The sequence below is a fragment of the Limnohabitans sp. genome (assembly GCF_031539175.1).
Taxonomy (GTDB): Bacteria; Pseudomonadota; Gammaproteobacteria; order Burkholderiales; family Burkholderiaceae_C; genus Limnohabitans.
Genome location: NZ_JAVKLQ010000080.1, coordinates 44,737 through 60,750 on the forward strand (window position 1 = coordinate 44,737; position 16,014 = coordinate 60,750).

17 protein-coding genes are annotated in these 16,014 nt (G+C 58.4%); 7 read left to right on the forward strand and 10 right to left on the reverse strand.

The features are described from left to right. Nucleotides 1–119: 119 nt before the first annotated feature. Nucleotides 120–2,489: a penicillin-binding protein 1A gene (locus tag RMS95_RS14790; protein ID WP_310646956.1), complete on the forward strand. Its 2,370-nt coding sequence runs from the start codon at nucleotides 120–122 to the stop codon at nucleotides 2,487–2,489. 61 nt (nucleotides 2,490–2,550) lie between these two features. On the opposite strand, the gene cyaY is transcribed toward RMS95_RS14790, so the two are convergent. Continuing rightward, nucleotides 2,551–2,880 carry an iron donor protein CyaY gene (cyaY, locus tag RMS95_RS14795; protein ID WP_310646957.1) on the reverse strand — a complete coding sequence of 110 codons (330 nt, stop codon included), beginning with the start codon at nucleotides 2,878–2,880 and terminating at the stop codon, nucleotides 2,551–2,553. Nucleotides 2,881–2,944: 64 nt separating this feature from the next. On the opposite strand from cyaY, the gene RMS95_RS14800 reads away from it, so the two are divergent. Both RMS95_RS14800 and lysA read left to right on the forward strand, forming a co-directional pair. Continuing rightward, nucleotides 2,945–3,148: an LPS translocon maturation chaperone LptM gene (locus RMS95_RS14800; RefSeq protein ID WP_310646958.1), complete on the forward strand. Its 204-nt coding sequence runs from the start codon at nucleotides 2,945–2,947 to the stop codon at nucleotides 3,146–3,148. Nucleotides 3,149–3,180: 32 nt separating this feature from the next. Further along, on the forward strand, nucleotides 3,181–4,458 hold the full coding sequence (lysA, locus tag RMS95_RS14805; protein ID WP_310646959.1) for a diaminopimelate decarboxylase: 1,278 nt from the start codon (nucleotides 3,181–3,183) through the stop codon (nucleotides 4,456–4,458). A gap of 26 nt (nucleotides 4,459–4,484) precedes the next feature. Here lysA and RMS95_RS14810 read toward each other — a convergent pair whose 3' ends face one another. From RMS95_RS14810 to RMS95_RS14820, 3 genes are all read right to left on the reverse strand, one after another. Further along, complete coding sequence (locus RMS95_RS14810) at nucleotides 4,485–5,096, reverse strand: protein-methionine-sulfoxide reductase heme-binding subunit MsrQ (RefSeq protein WP_310646960.1); 612 nt, start codon at nucleotides 5,094–5,096, stop codon at nucleotides 4,485–4,487. Between the two features lies 1 nt (nucleotide 5,097). Beyond that, the gene (msrP, locus tag RMS95_RS14815; RefSeq protein WP_310646961.1) at nucleotides 5,098–6,120 is read right to left on the reverse strand and encodes a protein-methionine-sulfoxide reductase catalytic subunit MsrP; all 1,023 of its coding nucleotides are present in this window, start codon (nucleotides 6,118–6,120) and stop codon (nucleotides 5,098–5,100) included. A 191-nt stretch (nucleotides 6,121–6,311) separates the two neighbouring features. After that, nucleotides 6,312–6,941, reverse strand: coding sequence for a c-type cytochrome (locus RMS95_RS14820; protein WP_310646962.1), 630 nt, complete (start codon nucleotides 6,939–6,941; stop codon nucleotides 6,312–6,314). A gap of 216 nt (nucleotides 6,942–7,157) precedes the next feature. On the opposite strand from RMS95_RS14820, the gene yihA reads away from it, so the two are divergent. Together yihA and RMS95_RS14830 are read left to right on the forward strand one after the other, a co-directional pair. Further along, nucleotides 7,158–7,760 (forward strand): ribosome biogenesis GTP-binding protein YihA/YsxC, encoded by a 603-nt coding sequence (gene yihA, locus RMS95_RS14825; RefSeq protein ID WP_310646991.1) that lies wholly within the window; start codon nucleotides 7,158–7,160, stop codon nucleotides 7,758–7,760. Beyond that, a complete protein-coding gene (locus RMS95_RS14830) occupies nucleotides 7,757–8,764 on the forward strand; it encodes an alpha/beta fold hydrolase (protein WP_310646963.1) in 1,008 nt (335 codons plus the stop codon). Before yihA ends, RMS95_RS14830 begins: the two co-directional genes overlap by 4 nt. Nucleotide 8,765: 1 nt before the next feature. Here the strand turns inward: RMS95_RS14830 and RMS95_RS14835 are convergent, their stop codons facing one another. Together RMS95_RS14835 and RMS95_RS14840 are read right to left on the reverse strand one after the other, a co-directional pair. Next, nucleotides 8,766–9,632 (reverse strand): lysophospholipid acyltransferase family protein, encoded by an 867-nt coding sequence (locus tag RMS95_RS14835; RefSeq protein ID WP_310646964.1) that lies wholly within the window; start codon nucleotides 9,630–9,632, stop codon nucleotides 8,766–8,768. A 3-nt stretch (nucleotides 9,633–9,635) separates the two neighbouring features. Beyond that, nucleotides 9,636–10,493: a lysophospholipid acyltransferase family protein gene (locus tag RMS95_RS14840; protein ID WP_405023400.1), complete on the reverse strand. Its 858-nt coding sequence runs from the start codon at nucleotides 10,491–10,493 to the stop codon at nucleotides 9,636–9,638. Between the two features lie 196 nt (nucleotides 10,494–10,689). On the opposite strand from RMS95_RS14840, the gene metK reads away from it, so the two are divergent. Continuing rightward, complete coding sequence (gene metK / locus RMS95_RS14845; protein ID WP_310646966.1) at nucleotides 10,690–11,874, forward strand: methionine adenosyltransferase; 1,185 nt, start codon at nucleotides 10,690–10,692, stop codon at nucleotides 11,872–11,874. A gap of 101 nt (nucleotides 11,875–11,975) precedes the next feature. Here the strand turns inward: metK and RMS95_RS14850 are convergent, their stop codons facing one another. Further along, nucleotides 11,976–13,790, reverse strand: coding sequence for an ABC transporter ATP-binding protein/permease (locus RMS95_RS14850; RefSeq protein ID WP_310646967.1), 1,815 nt, complete (start codon nucleotides 13,788–13,790; stop codon nucleotides 11,976–11,978). 38 nt (nucleotides 13,791–13,828) lie between these two features. Here RMS95_RS14850 and RMS95_RS14855 point away from each other — a divergent pair, with 38 nt between their 5' ends. After that, a complete protein-coding gene (locus RMS95_RS14855) occupies nucleotides 13,829–14,239 on the forward strand; it encodes an acyl-CoA thioesterase (protein ID WP_310646968.1) in 411 nt (136 codons plus the stop codon). A 3-nt stretch (nucleotides 14,240–14,242) separates the two neighbouring features. Here RMS95_RS14855 and RMS95_RS14860 read toward each other — a convergent pair whose 3' ends face one another. From RMS95_RS14860 to RMS95_RS14870, 3 genes are read right to left on the reverse strand one after another with little or no spacing between them, the layout of a single operon-like run. Continuing rightward, nucleotides 14,243–14,725 carry a thioesterase family protein gene (locus tag RMS95_RS14860; protein ID WP_310646969.1) on the reverse strand — a complete coding sequence of 161 codons (483 nt, stop codon included), beginning with the start codon at nucleotides 14,723–14,725 and terminating at the stop codon, nucleotides 14,243–14,245. 31 nt (nucleotides 14,726–14,756) lie between these two features. Beyond that, nucleotides 14,757–15,521, reverse strand: coding sequence for an enoyl-CoA hydratase (locus RMS95_RS14865; protein ID WP_310646970.1), 765 nt, complete (start codon nucleotides 15,519–15,521; stop codon nucleotides 14,757–14,759). A gap of 11 nt (nucleotides 15,522–15,532) precedes the next feature. Further along, entirely contained in the window at nucleotides 15,533–15,982 is a 450-nt protein-coding gene (locus RMS95_RS14870; protein ID WP_310646971.1) for a DUF2147 domain-containing protein, read from the reverse strand. Nucleotides 15,983–16,014: the final 32 nt, after the last annotated feature.

The following is a 16,014-nucleotide window of genomic DNA, read 5'->3' on the forward strand; positions in this document are numbered from 1 at the left end:
GTCTCCTGTTTTTATGGGTTCAGTTTTAGTGCCTGACCCAGAGGCCGCGTGCTCGCTTGACTCGGCTTATTTGTAATTTCGGCAGACTGCATGCCACCTTTTTATAATCACTCTTACTTATGGCGACCACTCCTACCCCCGAACGTTCGAACGAACAAGCCGCTGCGCCTGCAGCTCCGCGATCCTTGGTGCGCCAATTGCTGCTCTGGGGTGTGGGTCTTGCCACCGCCGGCTTGGTGGCGTTGGCTCTGCTCGTGGGGGTGGCCTTGGCCATGGCCTATCCACAGTTGCCCGATATTTCAGACTTGGCGGACTACCGCCCCAAACAGTCGATGCGGGTGTATTCGGTGGAAGGCACGCAAATCGGCGAGTTCGGCGAAGAGCGCCGAAACCTCACGCCGTTCAAAGACATTCCCAAAGTGATGAAAGACGCGGTGCTGGCCATCGAAGACGCGCGCTTCTACCAACACGGTGGCGTGGACTACATCGGTTTGCTGCGTGCCAGCTTGGCCAACTTGGGCCGCGCCAAAAGCCAAGGCGCATCGACCATCACCATGCAGGTGGCACGCAATGTGTACTTGTCGTCCGAAAAAACGTTCACCCGCAAGATTTACGAAATCTTGCTGACCAGCAAGCTCGAGCACATGCTCAGCAAAGACCAGATTTTTGAGATCTACCTGAACCAGATTTACTTGGGCAACCGCGCTTACGGCTTTGCGGCCGCGTCAGAAGCCTATTTCGGCAAGCCCCTGAAAAACATCAGCATCGCCGAAGCCGCCATGCTGGCTGGCCTGCCCAAAGCGCCGTCGGCCTACAACCCCATCGTCAACCCCAAGCGCGCGCGCTCACGCCAGCTCTACATCATTGAGCGCATGGAAGAAAACGGCTTCATCACCAAAGAACAAGCCGCAGCCGCCAAGCAAGAAGAACTCAAAATCCGCACAGCGGCCAGCAATCTCAACACACATGCCGATTACGTGTCAGAAATGGCGCGCCAATTGATGTTTGCGCAATACGGCAACGACATCTACACCCGCGGCCTCAACGTCTACACGACCATCCGCGCCAGCGACCAGCAAGCGGCTTACTTCGCCCTGCGTCGCGGCATCATGGATTACGAGCGACGCCAGCACTACCGTGGCCCTGAAAAATTCATCACCTTACCCACCAACCCCGCCGAACAAGAGGACGTCATCGACGATGCCTTGATTGACCAAGGCGACAAAGGCGATTTGCTCGCCGCCGTGGTGCTGGAAGCCACGCCTAAAAAAGTGCGTGCCGTGCGCCGCAACAGCGAAGTGATTGAAGTGACGGGCGAAGGCTTGCAACCCGTGCAATCGGGTTTGTCAGACAAAGCGCCACCCAACATCAAACTGCGCCCAGGGGCATTGATTCGCGTGACCAAAACCGTGAAAAACACGTGGGAAATCACCCAACTGCCTGAAGTGGAAGGCGCGTTTGTGTCGGTCGACCCGCGTGATGGCGCGATCCACGCCTTGGTCGGCGGCTTTGACTTTGACAAAAACAAGTTCAACCACGTCACCCAAGCTTGGCGCCAGCCCGGCTCCAGCTTCAAGCCGTTCATCTATTCGGCAGCCTTGGAAAAAGGCTTCACGCCCGCCACGGTGGTGAACGATGCACCGCTGTTTTTTGACGCCAGCGTGACGGGCGGCCAACCGTGGGAGCCCAAAAACTACGATGGCACCTTTGACGGCCCCATGACTTTGCGCCGCGGTTTGGCCAAATCCAAGAACATGATTTCCATCCGCGTGCTGCAAGCGGTGGGTGCACAAAATGCGCAAAACTGGATCGCGAATTTTGGCTTTGACCCCGAAAAACACCCGCCTTATTTGACGATGGCGCTGGGCGCTGGCTCGGTCACGCCCATGCAAATGGCCACAGGCTATTCGGTGTTTGCCAACGGGGGCTACCGTGTCAACCCTTTCTTGATCACCAAGGTCACCGACCAAACAGGCAAAGTGTTGTCCGAGTTCACCCCCCCGCCCTTGGACGAATCGGTGCGCGGCATTGATGCCCGCAACGCCTTTGTCATGACCAGCTTGCTGCAAGAAGTCGCGCGCACTGGCACCGCGGCACGCGCGCAAGCCACGCTCAAACGCCCCGATATTTATGGCAAAACGGGTACCACCAACGACGCCATGGACGCGTGGTTTGCCGGCTTCCAGCCCACACTCACCGCCGTGACGTGGATTGGCTACGACACCCCACGCAAGCTGGGCGACCGCGAGACGGGGGGGGGCTTGAGCCTGCCGGTGTGGATCAGTTACATGCAACACGCCTTGCAAGGCGTGCCCGTGATGGAGCCCACCGCCCCTGAAGGCGTGACGCACGACAGCGGCGACTGGGCCTACACCGAGTTCAGCCGTGGCGCTGGGGTGATCAGCTTGGGCACAGCAGACAGCAAGCCCACCAGCGAGTTACCCGCGAACGACGAGAAGAAACGAATTCTCGATTTGTTCAAGAACTAAAAAAGGAGGCCTAGGCCTCCTTTTTTCATGCCCCGAATGTTGGGGGCTCAACAAACCAAGGTCACGCAGAGAAACGCAAAGTCTGCGACGTTTGCGCGCTGGCATCGTCACTCAATCGCTGGAAAAACTCGCCTTGGCCTTTGGTGTCTGCCCACTGCGAGCCGTCAAAGCGGAAGTGATAGCCCCCTGAGCGCGCAGCCAGCCACACCTCATGCAACGGTTTTTGCAAGTTGATGATGATCTGGCTCTTATTTTCAAACGTGAGCGTGATCATGCCGCCCACGCGCTGGTTGTCGATGTCGGCCACGCCATCGTCGTTGATGCGGTCGCACGCCAATTCCACCGCTTTGAGCAGAAGTTCGGCATGGTCTAAGAATTCGAGATCGGTCATTACAATTTGCGCCATGGGTATTGAGAAAAACATTCTAGTCAGGGCCAGCGCCCTTTGCGCGAACATGGCCTCTGTGGCCATCGCCGTCGCCTTGTTGGGTGGCTGCGGCCAAAAAGGACCGTTGACCTTGCCCACCGATCCCGAGTTCAAACAACGCGCCACGTTGCCCGACATCGTGCGTCGTCAATTGCCAGGCACCTCGACGACCACGCCAGCACCCAGCGCCACATCGCCAGCCCCTGCAGCATCTTCGCCTGCAAGTCGCTGACCTTCTTCACGTTTTTTTTCAAGAGCCGTCTGATGACCCACGCCACGCTTGCCGGTGCCCCTTTTGTCGCCCACCAAAACAACGACCTGTACTTGGAAGGCGTGAAGCTCGCCGACCTCGCACGCACACACGGCACGCCCTTGTTTGTGTACTCCAAGGCCGCCATGCTGAGCGCGCTTGCGGCTTACCAACGCGGCTTTGCCGGTCGCAACGCCCGCATTTGCTACGCCATGAAAGCCAACTCATCGCTGGCCGTGCTGCAAGTGTTTGCACAAGCAGGGTGCGGCTTTGACATCGTGTCAGGCGGCGAACTGGATCGCGTGGTGGCCGCCGGCGGTGATGTGTCCAAAGTGATCTTTTCTGGCGTGGGCAAAACCCGCGCCGAAATGCGCCAAGCGTTAGAAGCGGGCATTGCCTGCTTCAACGTAGAAAGTGAAGCCGAGTTGGACGTGTTGAGCGACGTGGCGCTGAGCTTGGGCAAACGCGCCCCCGTGAGCATTCGCGTCAACCCCAACGTGGACGCCAAAACCCACCCTTACATTTCCACCGGACTCAAAGGCAATAAATTTGGCGTGGCCCACGAACGTGCGCTGCAAACCTACCAACGCGCCGCCAGCCTGCCCGGCTTGCAAGTGACAGGGATTGACTGCCACATTGGCTCACAAATCACCGAAACCACGCCCTACCTTGACGCGATGGACCGCGTGCTCGACTTGGTGCAAGCCATTGAAGCGGCGGGCATTCCGATTCACCACATCGACTTTGGCGGCGGCCTCGGCATCAACTACAACGGCGACACCCCACCCGAAGCGGATGCGCTGTGGGCCCAACTGCTGACCAAGCTCGACGCACGCGGCTACGGCCAACGCCAGTTGATGATCGAGCCAGGCCGCTCGCTGGTGGGCAACGCAGGCGTGTGTTTGACCGAGGTGCTCTACCTCAAGCCTGGTGAGCAAAAGAACTTCTGCATCGTCGACGCAGCCATGAACGACTTGCCCCGCCCCGCGATGTACGAGGCGTTTCACCAAATCGTGCCCTTGGCGCCACGCAGTGGCGATGCCGTGGTGTACGACGTGGTGGGCCCCATTTGCGAGAGTGGCGACTGGTTGGGCCGCGACCGATCATTGACGGTGCAAACAGGCGACACCTTGGCGGTGCTCTCCACCGGCGCCTATTGCATGGCCATGGCCAGCAACTACAACACGCGTGGCCGCGCGGCCGAGATTTTGGTGGACGGCGACAAAGCGCACGTCATTCGCCGTCGCGAGACCTCAGCAGACCAAATGGCGATGGAGTCGCTGGTTCGCTAAGGCACGCAGCCAACCGCTTGGGCATCTCAAGGTCTGCCTATCGCGCGCCGCATGCGCCAACCCAGCAACAGCGCCAAGACGCCCGCATACACCGCCACTTCGGCGAAGTTGTTCTTGCCCGCACGCATCCAAAAGAAATGCAGCACCGCCAATGCTGCCACGCCATAAACCGCTTTGTGCAAATGCTGCCAACGCTTGGCGCCCAGCCAACGGATGGCCGCATTGAATGAGGTAGCAGCAAGCGGTGTGAGCAAGACAAAGGCGCTGAACCCCACCCAAATGAACGGGCGTTTGGCAATGTCATGCGCGATGTCCTCCAGCTCAAACCCCATGTCTAACCAGCTGTAACACAGCAAATGCAGCACGACGTAAAAGTAGGTGAACAAGCCGAACAGGCGTCTGAATTTGGCAAATTCGGGCAGCCCCAAACTCACACGCAGGGGCGTGATGGCCAAGGTGAGGCACAACAGGCGCAAGGTCCAGTCGCCCGTGGCGCGGATCACGTACTCCGCGGGATTGGCGCCCAAAGCATCGTACGCAGCCCCCCAAACCAGCCACACCAAAGGCAACAAGCCCACCAGCCATGCGATGGGCTTGGCGCTGCGATGCCTCAAGGCACTGCGCACAAACAAGTTCACCTCAGAAAAACTTCTTCAAATCCATGCCCGCATACAGCTGACCCACTTGTGCCTCGTAGCCATTGAGCATGAGCGTTTTGCGCTTCTTGGCAAACAAGCCGTCTTCGCCAATGCGACGCTCGGCGGCTTGGCTCCAACGTGGGTGATCGACCAACGGGTTGACGTTGGAATAGAACCCATACTCCTGCGGCGCTGAGCGGCCCCACGAGTTCACAGGCTGCTTGTCAACGAATCGAATCTTCACCAAGCTCTTGGCACTTTTGAAACCGTACTTCCAAGGCACCACCAACCGCACGGGTGCGCCGTTTTGATTCGGCAGCACTTCCTCATACATGCCAAACGACAGCAGCGTGAGCGGGTGCATCGCCTCGTCCAATCGCAAGCCCTCCACATACGGCCAATCGAGCACACGCGAACGCACACCGAGCATGGTTTTGGGATCGGCCAAGGTGTGAAATTCAATGTACTTCGCGCTCCCCAAAGGCTCCACACGTTTGATGAGCTCCGCCAATGAATAACCCACCCAGGGGATCACCATCGACCAACCTTCCACGCAACGCAAGCGGTAAATGCGTTCTTCCATGGGGCTGAGTTTGAGCAAATCATCCAGATCAAAACGGGTGGGCTTTTTCACCAAGCCCTCCACCTCCACCGTCCACGGTTTGGTCTGCAAGGTGTGCGCGTATTGGGCGGGATCGGCTTTGTCAGTGCCAAATTCGTAATAGTTGTTGTACGTGCTGGCGTCGGTGTAAGACGTGATTTTTTCCATCACACTGCCGCCGCTGATGCGGCTTGGTGCGCCCGCCAAAGGCGCCAGCTTGCCAGGGCGTGCACCGGCAGGCGCCGCGCCTTGCGCCATCGCTTCTCGTCCTGCCCATGCCGCCATCGACACGCCAGCAGCCCCTGCTGCAAGTTGCTTGAGCCAATCACGTCGTTGCAGGTACACCGATTGCGGCGTGATCTCGCTGCTGACAGGATGCGTAAAACCTGAATCACTGAAAGGGGTGTAGGCATTGGATCGCATGGGGTGTTGCTTTCTTAAAACGTTGCGAGGCATTGTGCGGGAGATGAGGTACGCATGCTTGGTCGTGCAAAAAAGGCATTCCTGACAAATGGGCTTGGGGCGAAAGCGGACTGCAGACGACCACTGACCATGAACAGGCGAAAAAAAAGCTGGCGTCAAGCCAGCTTTTTTGGGGAGTTACAAAACTCGGATCAACGCAGACCCGCGATGTAGTCGGCCACGGCTTTGATTTCGCGGTCATTCATCTTGGCAGCAACTTGTGTCATTTGCAGGCTGTTTTTGCGGCCACCGTCGCGGAAGCTGGTCAATTGCGCAACAGCGTATTCGGCGTGTTGGCCAGACAAGCGTGGGTACTGCGAAGGAATACCTGCGCCGTTGGGTGCGTGGCAGCCAGCGCACGCTGGGATTTGACGGTCGGCAATGCCACCGCGGTAAATGCGCTCACCCAAGGTGACCAATTCTTTGTCTTTGGCGAAGCCTGTTTTGGCCGTCTTAGAACCCACCCAAGCAGCGATGTTCTTCATGTCGTCGTCCGACAAGGCCGCAACCATGCCACTCATGATGGCGTTGGCACGCTTGCCAGACTTGAATTCTTGGAGTTGCTTGACGATGTAGTCAGGGTGCTGCTGAGCCAACTTGGGGTTGGCAGGCGTTCCTGAGTTGCCATCGGCGCCGTGACAGGCCGCGCAAACCGCTGTGAAGCTGGCTTCGCCTTTGACCAAGTCAGGCTTGGCGGCTTTAGCGGCTGGCTCATTGGCGTGAGCAGAGAAAACGGGGGCTACCAAAGCGGCAGCGATCAGCAAAGAGGCAAACAGTTTCATAAGTATTCTTTGGTAAATTGCGCGCAAAAACGTCGAAAAACTCGGCAGATTCTACAATGCCGTATGAACCTGCCAGACCCACACGACACCCAAGCCCCGATTGACCTGCCCGAGGTGCCCGATACAACGGTCTTGGACGCCGAAAAAGAGGCTGAAAAAGCCGCCGCTAAAGCAGCGTACGCCCTGCTCAGCCCCGCAGACCAAGCGAAGTTTGCCATGGGATGGCTGCACACGGCACGTTTTTTAACCACCGCCGCCCAGCTGCACCATTTGCCCGCCTACGACTTGCCCGAAATCGCCTTTGTGGGGCGCTCCAACGCAGGCAAATCCACCTGCATCAACGTGTTGACCCAGCAAAAACGCTTGGCCTACGCCTCCAAAACCCCCGGCCGGACCCAGCACATCAACTTGTTCGCCATGGGCCGCAAAGGACAAACCGACGCCGTGCTGGCCGATTTGCCCGGCTACGGCTATGCCGCCGTGCCCAAACAAGACAAAATCCGCTGGCAACAGGTGATGGCCAACTATTTGCTCACCCGCGACAACTTGCGCGCCGTGGTGCTGATGTGTGACCCCCGCCACGGCTTGACGGATTTGGACGACATCTTGCTTGACGTCATTCGCCCGCGCGTCGAAGAGGGACTGAAATTCATGGTGCTCTTGACCAAGTCAGACAAGCTCAACCGCTCAGAAGGCGCCAAAGCCTTGTCGATTGCCAAACTGCAGGCCGGTGGTGGCGAAGTTCGCCTCTTCTCGGCCCTCAAGAAACAAGGCGTAGACGAAGTCGCCGCCACCCTCTACGACTGGATGCATCCTTGATTCAACATCTCACACACGCCCTGCCACACGGCATCTCTTTGAGTTGCCGTGCCAGCGGCGAAGTGGGCCGCCCCGTGTTGCTCTTTTTGCACGGATTTCCCGAGGCGGCCTTTGTGTGGGATGAATTGCTGACGTTTTTTGCACAACCCGAGCACGGCGGCTACCGATGCGTCGCGCCCAACCTGCGTGGCTACGAACATTCCAGCGCCCCCACCGATGTGGCCGCCTACCGCACGAAACACTTGGTGCAAGACATCGTGGCATTGGCAGCGATCGAAAGCCCGCACGCCCCCTTGGCGGGCCTGATCGCGCACGACTGGGGAGGCGCCGTGGCGTGGAATACCGCCAACCAACACCCCCACCTGATGCGCCGCTTGGCCATCATCAATTCGCCACATCCGGGCACGTTTTTGCGCGAGCTGCAAAACAGCCCCGAACAACAGGCGGCCAGCGCCTACATGAACTTTTTGATCCGTCCGGATGCCGAAGACTTGCTGGCCGAAGACGACTACCGCCGTCTGTGGGAGTTTTTCACGCACATGGGCGCCGCCGATGGCCCCCATGCGTGGTTGACCGATGACATCAAAGCCCACTACCGCGCCGTGTGGCAGCAAGGTCTGACCGGCCCCCTCAACTATTACCGCGCATCCCCCATGCGCCCCGCACGCCCAGGGGACCCCGCGGCGGCCGCACTGCACCTGCCACACAGCATGTTGACCGTCAACGTGCCTACGTGCGTGATTTGGGCCATGCAAGACATCGCTTTACCGGCGGGCCTGATTGAGGGACTGGGCGCCTATGTGCCCAAGCTCACGCTGCACAAAGTGGCCGATGGCACGCATTGGCTGGTGCATGAACAACCGGCCTTGGTGGCGAGTTTGCTAGGAGACTTTTTGCACGAAGACAAGTCAGGCCGCGCAGCCCAAGAGCGCACCGTGACCATCAGCGCGCGCACCCATGACCGCAACAGCACAAACCGCCCAACGGGTGGTCGCAAATATTGAATCAGTAAATGTCAGGCGCGCCTGCGGGCCTTGTTTTGAAGCGCTTGTGCACCCAAAAATACTGCGCGGGCATGGTGTTGATGAAACCCTCTAAACGCTGGTTCATCAAGGCGGTGTCGGCCTCGGCATCGTCGGTGGGGAAATAGGTCCAAGCAGGATGGACCACCACCTCGTAACCCGCCTTTGTCATGCGGGTGATCACAGGCACCACGCGCGCACGCCCCAGTTTGGCAAAGCGAGACAGCGAGGGCACCGTGGCGGCCAACTCGCCATAAAACGGCACAAAAATCGACTCACTGGGCCCAAAGTTCATGTCGGGCAACAAATACAGCAACTCGTTTTGACGCAAGGCGCTGACGATGGGTTTCACACCATCCTCACGACTGAACAAACGCACCTTGCCAAAACGCTGCCGACCTTGCGCCACCCAAGCGTCCACCGCGGCATTGGACTGCGGAGTAAAGATGGTGGTGAAGTGCAGCGACAAGCGCAAGGTGAGCAGGGTCCAGCCCACATCCAAGCCCACAAAATGGGGGGCAAACAACACCGTCGGCACGTTTTCGGACAAGGCCTGCACCTCCCCCGTCAATTGCACCCGCGACTCAATACATGCCGCGCTGCGGTGCCACAGCCAACTGCGGTCCAACCAAGCTTGCGCGAAATGCACAAAGGTCTGACGGGCCAAGGCCTCGCGTTCTGCGTCATTCAAATGCGGGAAGCACACCCGCAAATTGGTCAACACCACATGGCGACGGGAGCGCACCACGCGGTAGAGCACACCGCCCAAACCCGCGCCGAGTGCGCGCAACCAAGGCAGGGGCAAATAACCCAGCCCACGCAGCAACCACAGCCCTAAGACACTGAACATCGCTCAGGCTTCCGAACGGGGTTGTTTGTCGCGGGGGTAGCCCCACAAATACTGGCCAGGCGCGTGCCGCACCATCGCCTCGACGCCCCGATTCACGGCGGCGGCTGCCAGCTCGGGCGACACCGAGGCATCGCGCAGTTCCGGCGCATCGAACGGACGCATGTGCATGCAAAAACCTTGGCCAGGGGCCAATCGCTCACACCACGTCAAGATCACTTGCGCACCGGTTTGTTGGGCCAGCTTGCCCAGCAGCGTCATGGTGTACACCTCGCGCCCAAAGAAAGGGGCCCACACGCCCTGGCCCAGCGGCGGCACTTGGTCCGGCAAGATGGCGGTGTAACCGCCTTTGCGCAGCGTGCGAATCAGGGTGCGCACACCCGCAAGCGACGTGGGGGCGGAATCTAGATAAGGGCGGGTGCGGGCATTCGCCACCAAAGGCTCCAACCACGCCTTACGCGCAGGCCGAAACAAGGCCACCATGGGGCCAAAGCGAGGACCAAACTTTTCGGCAATCGCTTGGGCCCCGATTTCCCAGCTGCCCAAATGCGGCGACAAAATAATGACGCCTTGACCCGCGAGCATCGCGGCTTCAAAGTGCTCCGCGCCATCCCATTGCATGACGTCGTTCAAGGTAGCGCTGTGCGGGCGCATCCAGACCCAAGGCAACTCAGCCACCATCATGCCAATCGCCGACACCGCCGGACGCGCGTCACGCCATGCCATGCCCGCGGCCTGCACGTTGGCCTTGAAATGGCGACGGTAACTGGGCGACAACCACCAGACGACCCAACCCAAACCCGCACCCAAGCGCTGCATCAACGGCAAGGGCAGGCGGGCAAGCCAATGGAAAAGTCGTGTCACGGGGGCCATAGGGTTATTTTTGGCGGGGGTGGAAGTTCAAATAGAATACAGATTGTCGCTGAGTTAAAGAACTACTTGCAGGGCGACACCACACCGAGGTGTGAAGGTTGGGCCAAAGCCTCACCCACTGCTAAAGCGTTCGCCGGGCTCCCCTCAGAGTTGGCAACGCCAACATCAACTGATTGGAGCTTTTTTCATGTCTCACGACTATCTCTTCACCTCTGAGTCCGTCTCGGAAGGCCATCCCGACAAAGTCGCGGACCAAATCTCAGACGCCATCCTCGACGCCATCTTCGAGCAAGACCCCCTCTCACGCGTGGCCGCAGAAACGCTGACCAACACCGGTTTGGTCGTCTTGGCCGGCGAAATCACCACGCAAGCCAACGTGGACTACATCCAAGTGGCGCGCGACACCATCAAACGCATCGGCTATGACAACACCGATTACGGCATCGATCACAAAGGTTGTGCGGTTTTGGTGGCCTACGACAAGCAGTCCAACGACATCGCCCAAGGCGTGGACCGCGCCTCTGACGACTATCTCAACATCGGCGCGGGCGACCAAGGCCTGATGTTTGGCTACGCTTGCAGCGAAACGCCCGAGCTGATGCCCGCCCCCATTTACTACGCCCACCGTTTGGTCGAGCGCCAAGCTCAGCTGCGCAAAGACGGTCGCTTGCCATTTTTGCGCCCCGATGCCAAGAGCCAAGTGACCATGCGCTATGTGGACGGCAAGCCTCACAGCATCGACACCGTGGTGTTGTCGACCCAGCACAGCCCTGACCAATCGCAATCAGCGACTCAGATGAAGGACAGCTTCATCGAAGCCGTGATTGAAGAAATCATCAAGCCCGTGTTGCCCAAAGAGTGGTTGCAAGACACCAAGTATTTGATCAACCCCACAGGCCGATTCGTCATCGGCGGCCCACAAGGCGACTGCGGCTTGACCGGTCGCAAGATCATTGTGGACACCTACGGCGGCGCATGCCCCCACGGTGGCGGTGCGTTCTCTGGCAAAGACCCCACCAAAGTGGACCGCTCAGCCGCCTACGCAGCGCGCTACGTGGCCAAGAACATCGTGGCGGCAGGTTTGGCCACGAAGTGCCAAATTCAAGTGGCATACGCCATCGGCGTCGCACGCCCCATGAACATCACGGTGAACACCGAAGGCACGGGCGTGATCGCCGACGACAAAATCGCCGCCTTGGTGGCCGAGCACTTTGACCTGCGCCCCAAAGGCATCATCCAAATGCTCGACTTGCTGCGCCCGATTTACAGCAAGACTGCGGCTTACGGCCACTTCGGTCGCGAAGAGCCGGAGTTCACGTGGGAGCGCACGGACAAGGCGGCGTTGTTGAAAGAAGCGGCTGGCTTGAAGTAATCACGCTTCACGCAAAAACACAAAGGCCCCTCGTTGTTGACGAGGGGCCTTTTTCTTTTTCCAAACAATGCGTGCTGGTTAGGCAGCGCCACAACCGTCGGTCAAGACTCCGACGACTGCTGCAACGCCCACATCTGCGCGTAACGCCCATTGCGTGCCAGCAAAGCCGCGTGCGAACCTCGCTCCACGATGTGCCCCGCCTCCATCACCAAAATTTCGTGCGCCTCAACCACAGTGGACAACCGATGGGCAATGACCAAGGTGGTTTTGTTTTGCGCGGCGCTTTGCAGCTCGGCCTGAATCGCACGTTCGTTGGCGCTGTCCAGTGCCGATGTGGCTTCGTCAAAAATCACAATGGGTGGGTTCTTCAACAAGGTACGCGCAATGGCCACGCGTTGCTTTTCACCCCCTGAGAGCTTGAGGCCGCGCTCGCCGACCATCGTGTCGTAGCCCTTCGGCGTTGCGACGATGAAGTCATGAATATGCGCCGCACGAGCCGCTTGCTCCACCTCGGCTTCGCTCGCATCCGTGCGGCCATAGGCGATGTTGTAACGCACGGTGTCGTTGAACAGCACCGTGTCTTGCGGCACGATGCCCATGGCTCGGCGCACGCTGCCTTGCGTGACTTGACGAATGTCTTGACCGTCGATGGTGATCGCCCCCGAACCCACGTCGTAAAAACGAAACAGCAAGCGTGCCAACGTGGACTTGCCCGACCCCGAAGGCCCGACCACCGCCACCGTTTTACCGGCAGGAATCTCAAAACTGATGCCGTGCAAAATCGTCCGCGCAGGGTCGTAAGCAAACACCACCGACTCGAACTTCACCGTAGGCGGGCCGCTCAGCAAAAGCGTGGGCGCGTTAGGTGAATCCGCCACTTCGCGTTCTTTTTCGAGCAAGGTGAACATGCGGTCTAGGTCCGTCAGGCTTTGTTTGATTTCGCGGTACAGCACCCCCAAAAAGTTCAGAGGAATGTAGAGCTGAATCATGAAGGCGTTGATCATCACCAAATCGCCCAAGGTCATGCGGCCATCGACCACACCTTGCGTGGCACGCCACAACATGCCCACCAAAGCCACGGCGATGATGAGTTGCTGCCCCGTGTTGAGCAACGACAAGGAGGTTTGCGCTTTCAGACGTGCGCGACGCAAAGCTTCTAGGCTTTTGTCGTAACGCGAGGCCTCAAAGGCTTCGTTGTTGAAGTACTTGACCGTTTCATAGTTGAGCAACGAATCCACGGCTTTGGTGTGTGCGGCCGAATCAAACTCATTGGCTTGGCGACGGTACTGCGTGCGCCACTCGGTCACGCTGATGGTGAACACGATGTACAGCGCCAGCGCAGCCAACGTGATGCCGGCAAACCACACATCAAACTTCACGGCCAAGATGCTCAGCACCAACGCCACCTCAATCAAGGTGGGCACCACGCTGTAGAGCGAATACGAAATCAGCGACTCAATGCCGCGCACGCCGCGTTCAATGTCACGCGTCATGCCACCGGTCTGGCGCTCTAAGTGAAAACGCAGACTCAGGCCATGCAAATGCTGAAACGTCTCCAGCGCAATCTGCCGCGCCGCACCTTGCGTGGCCTTGGCGAACACCAACTCACGCAACTCGGTGAAAGCCGACACCGACAAGCGCAACGCGCCGTAGACCAGCAGCAAGGCCACGGGCACCACCAACACAGCCTGCGGATCGCCGGGTTTGATGGACATGTCGTCGATCAAGTTTTTCAACAAAATTGGCACACTGACGTTGGCGACTTTGGCACCCACCATGAACGTCAGTGCCATCAAGACACGCCATTTGTATTGCCACAAATAGGGGAAAAGTCGTTTCAGTGTCTCGCGATCGGGGCGCTGCTTGACGGGTACGCCGCTTTGCGGCGCTTGAGAAGAATGGGCGTGATGACGCATGTTGCACAATGACCAAGAGTTATCTTTCGATTGTGCCTATGTCATCACCCGTCAATCCCCACGCCGTCCCTTTGCCCACCGACCAAGAGTTGGTACTCAAAGTCATTCCCATGCCTGCCGATTGCAATGCCAATGGGGATATTTTTGGTGGCTGGGTGATGGCGCAAGTCGACTTGGCCGGTGCGGTGCTGCCCGCCCGCTATGTGCGCGGACGCATGGCCACCGTCGCCGTGAATGAGTTCATCTTCAAACAGCCCGTGAAAGTGGGCGACATTTTGAGTTTCTTCTCACGCGTGCAACGCATTGGCAACACGTCGATCACCGTCAGCGTCGAAGTATTTGCCGAACGTTTTCATACGCAAGGGGAATATATGAAGGTGACGCAAGCCATGCTCACTTACGTCGCGATCGATGAGCAAGGCAAGCCTCGCCAGATCCCCAAAAACTGAGTTTCACGAGACGATGTAGGCCGCCGCGCCCGTCGACATCAAGGTGCCATCGGGCCCGCGAAACTCCATGCGCGATGAGCCCACACGCGAGCCCACTCGCAAGGCATGGGCGTGCACCGTAAAGTGCTCACCAATCCCAGGGCGCAAATAATCCACACGCAAATCAATGGTGCCCAACTTGGTGAAACGCTGCAACCGCTGCTCAGGCGTTTCGTTCATGTGTTTCGCGGCCAATGCGGCCATGACCGCGGCACTGCCAATCGCATCGAGCACCGCACTGATCACACCGCCGTGGATGCGGTTGTAGCCGTAATGCCCCACCAACTCGGGCTTCATGTCAATGCGTGCCACCACCTCTTCAGGTGTGACGCTCACCAGCTTCAGTCCCAAGGTTTTGTTGAAGACAATTTTTTCTTCGTAAATCTGGCGAAAACCTTCTAAGTACTTAGGCTCAAGAACCACGGGGGTCTGGGGACGTTGGGGCATGCCGATTGACTTTCTGGGGTGCGGGTCGTGCTTAGAGTTTAGAAAAATCAGGCTTGCGTTTTTCCATGAACGCGCCAAAGGCCTCTTTGGCGGCAGGCTCACGCAGCATGCGACCAAATGACGCGCCCTCTTCCGCCATCTGCGCTTTGATGTGTGCAGCTTGACCGCCCTTCATCAAGCGCTTGGTTTCCGTCAGCGACGTGATCGGCTTGGCCGCCAATTTGCGCGCTTGAGCTTGTGCGTAATTGTTCAGCTCAAGCGGTGGCACCACGCGATTGACCAAGCCCACTTCTTGTGCAGCTTCGGCCATGAAAGGCTCGCCCATCAGCAACGCTTCGGCGGCACGGTGGTAGCCCATCATTTGCGGCACCAACAGGCTGGATGCAGCCTCGGGGCACAAACCCAAATTCACAAAAGGCATGGAGAACGCCGCGTTGTCACCGGCATAAACCAAATCGCAATGAAACAGCAAGGTGGTGCCAATGCCCACAGCAGGTCCGGCCACCGCCGCAATCACGGGCTTAGGGAACGCCGCGATGTTGCGCAAGAAGCGAAACACGGGCGAGTCTTGGCCCGCTGGCGGGTTGTTCAAAAAGTCGGCAATGTCGTTGCCTGCGCTGAAGATCGTTTCATGACCTTGAATGACCACCACACGCACGGCGGCATCTTGCTCGGCTTGCTCCATGGCATCGGCCAGCGCCGCGTACATGGCAGAGGTGATGGAGTTCTTTTTGTCAACGCGGTTGAACGTGAGCGTCATGACGCCCTGGTCAATGTGGTTCAAGATGTCGGTCATCGATCGCTCCATTAAGGCTGACGCAGCCAAGTTTGTGTACGGTAGAACGGGCCAATGTAGCCACGCACTTGCAGCTTTTTACCGCCGTCTTTGGGCACCATTTTCACGGTGTAGTCTTTGCCGTTTTCAGGGTCTAAGATTTTTCCGCCCCCCGCCCACAAGTGCTCGGTCAAAGGCTCAGGCTTCACACCACGGATGATTTCCATGCCGATGATGTCTTGGCCTTTGCGATCGTCCTTGCAGTCGTCACAGGTTTTTTTGGCGTTCGGATCATGTCGCAGCGACTTGACCACACGACCACTCAACACACCACCTTTGTCGACAATTTGGATCTCAGCCTTGGCCTCCCCCGTGTTGTCGTCGATGGTGTGCCATGTCCCAACGGGTGTCATTTGCGCGAAGCTGCTGGCCGCGCCCAGCATGGCGAAGCTCAACCAGCATTTGAATGTTTTGATTTTCATAAGCGTGTGAATTTACAGCATTGTGGTGTGGC

Excerpts from the sequence above, each read along its gene's own strand:
- RMS95_RS14790 (WP_310646956.1), top strand. The coding sequence starts at position 120 with ATGGCGACCACTCCTACCCCCGAACGTTCGAACGAACAAGCCGCTGCG.
- cyaY (WP_310646957.1), bottom strand. The coding sequence starts at position 2,880 with ATGACCGATCTCGAATTCTTAGACCATGCCGAACTTCTGCTCAAAGCG.
- RMS95_RS14800 (WP_310646958.1), top strand. The coding sequence starts at position 2,945 with ATGGCCTCTGTGGCCATCGCCGTCGCCTTGTTGGGTGGCTGCGGCCAA.
- lysA (WP_310646959.1), top strand. The coding sequence starts at position 3,181 with ATGACCCACGCCACGCTTGCCGGTGCCCCTTTTGTCGCCCACCAAAAC.
- msrP (WP_310646961.1), bottom strand. The coding sequence starts at position 6,120 with ATGCGATCCAATGCCTACACCCCTTTCAGTGATTCAGGTTTTACGCAT.
- RMS95_RS14820 (WP_310646962.1), bottom strand. The coding sequence starts at position 6,941 with ATGAAACTGTTTGCCTCTTTGCTGATCGCTGCCGCTTTGGTAGCCCCC.
- yihA (WP_310646991.1), top strand. The coding sequence starts at position 7,158 with ATGGGATGGCTGCACACGGCACGTTTTTTAACCACCGCCGCCCAGCTG.
- RMS95_RS14835 (WP_310646964.1), bottom strand. The coding sequence starts at position 9,632 with ATGTTCAGTGTCTTAGGGCTGTGGTTGCTGCGTGGGCTGGGTTATTTG.
- metK (WP_310646966.1), top strand. The coding sequence starts at position 10,690 with ATGTCTCACGACTATCTCTTCACCTCTGAGTCCGTCTCGGAAGGCCAT.
- RMS95_RS14850 (WP_310646967.1), bottom strand. The coding sequence starts at position 13,790 with ATGCGTCATCACGCCCATTCTTCTCAAGCGCCGCAAAGCGGCGTACCC.
- RMS95_RS14855 (WP_310646968.1), top strand. The coding sequence starts at position 13,829 with ATGTCATCACCCGTCAATCCCCACGCCGTCCCTTTGCCCACCGACCAA.
- RMS95_RS14860 (WP_310646969.1), bottom strand. The coding sequence starts at position 14,725 with ATGCCCCAACGTCCCCAGACCCCCGTGGTTCTTGAGCCTAAGTACTTA.
- RMS95_RS14865 (WP_310646970.1), bottom strand. The coding sequence starts at position 15,521 with ATGACCGACATCTTGAACCACATTGACCAGGGCGTCATGACGCTCACG.
- RMS95_RS14870 (WP_310646971.1), bottom strand. The coding sequence starts at position 15,982 with ATGAAAATCAAAACATTCAAATGCTGGTTGAGCTTCGCCATGCTGGGC.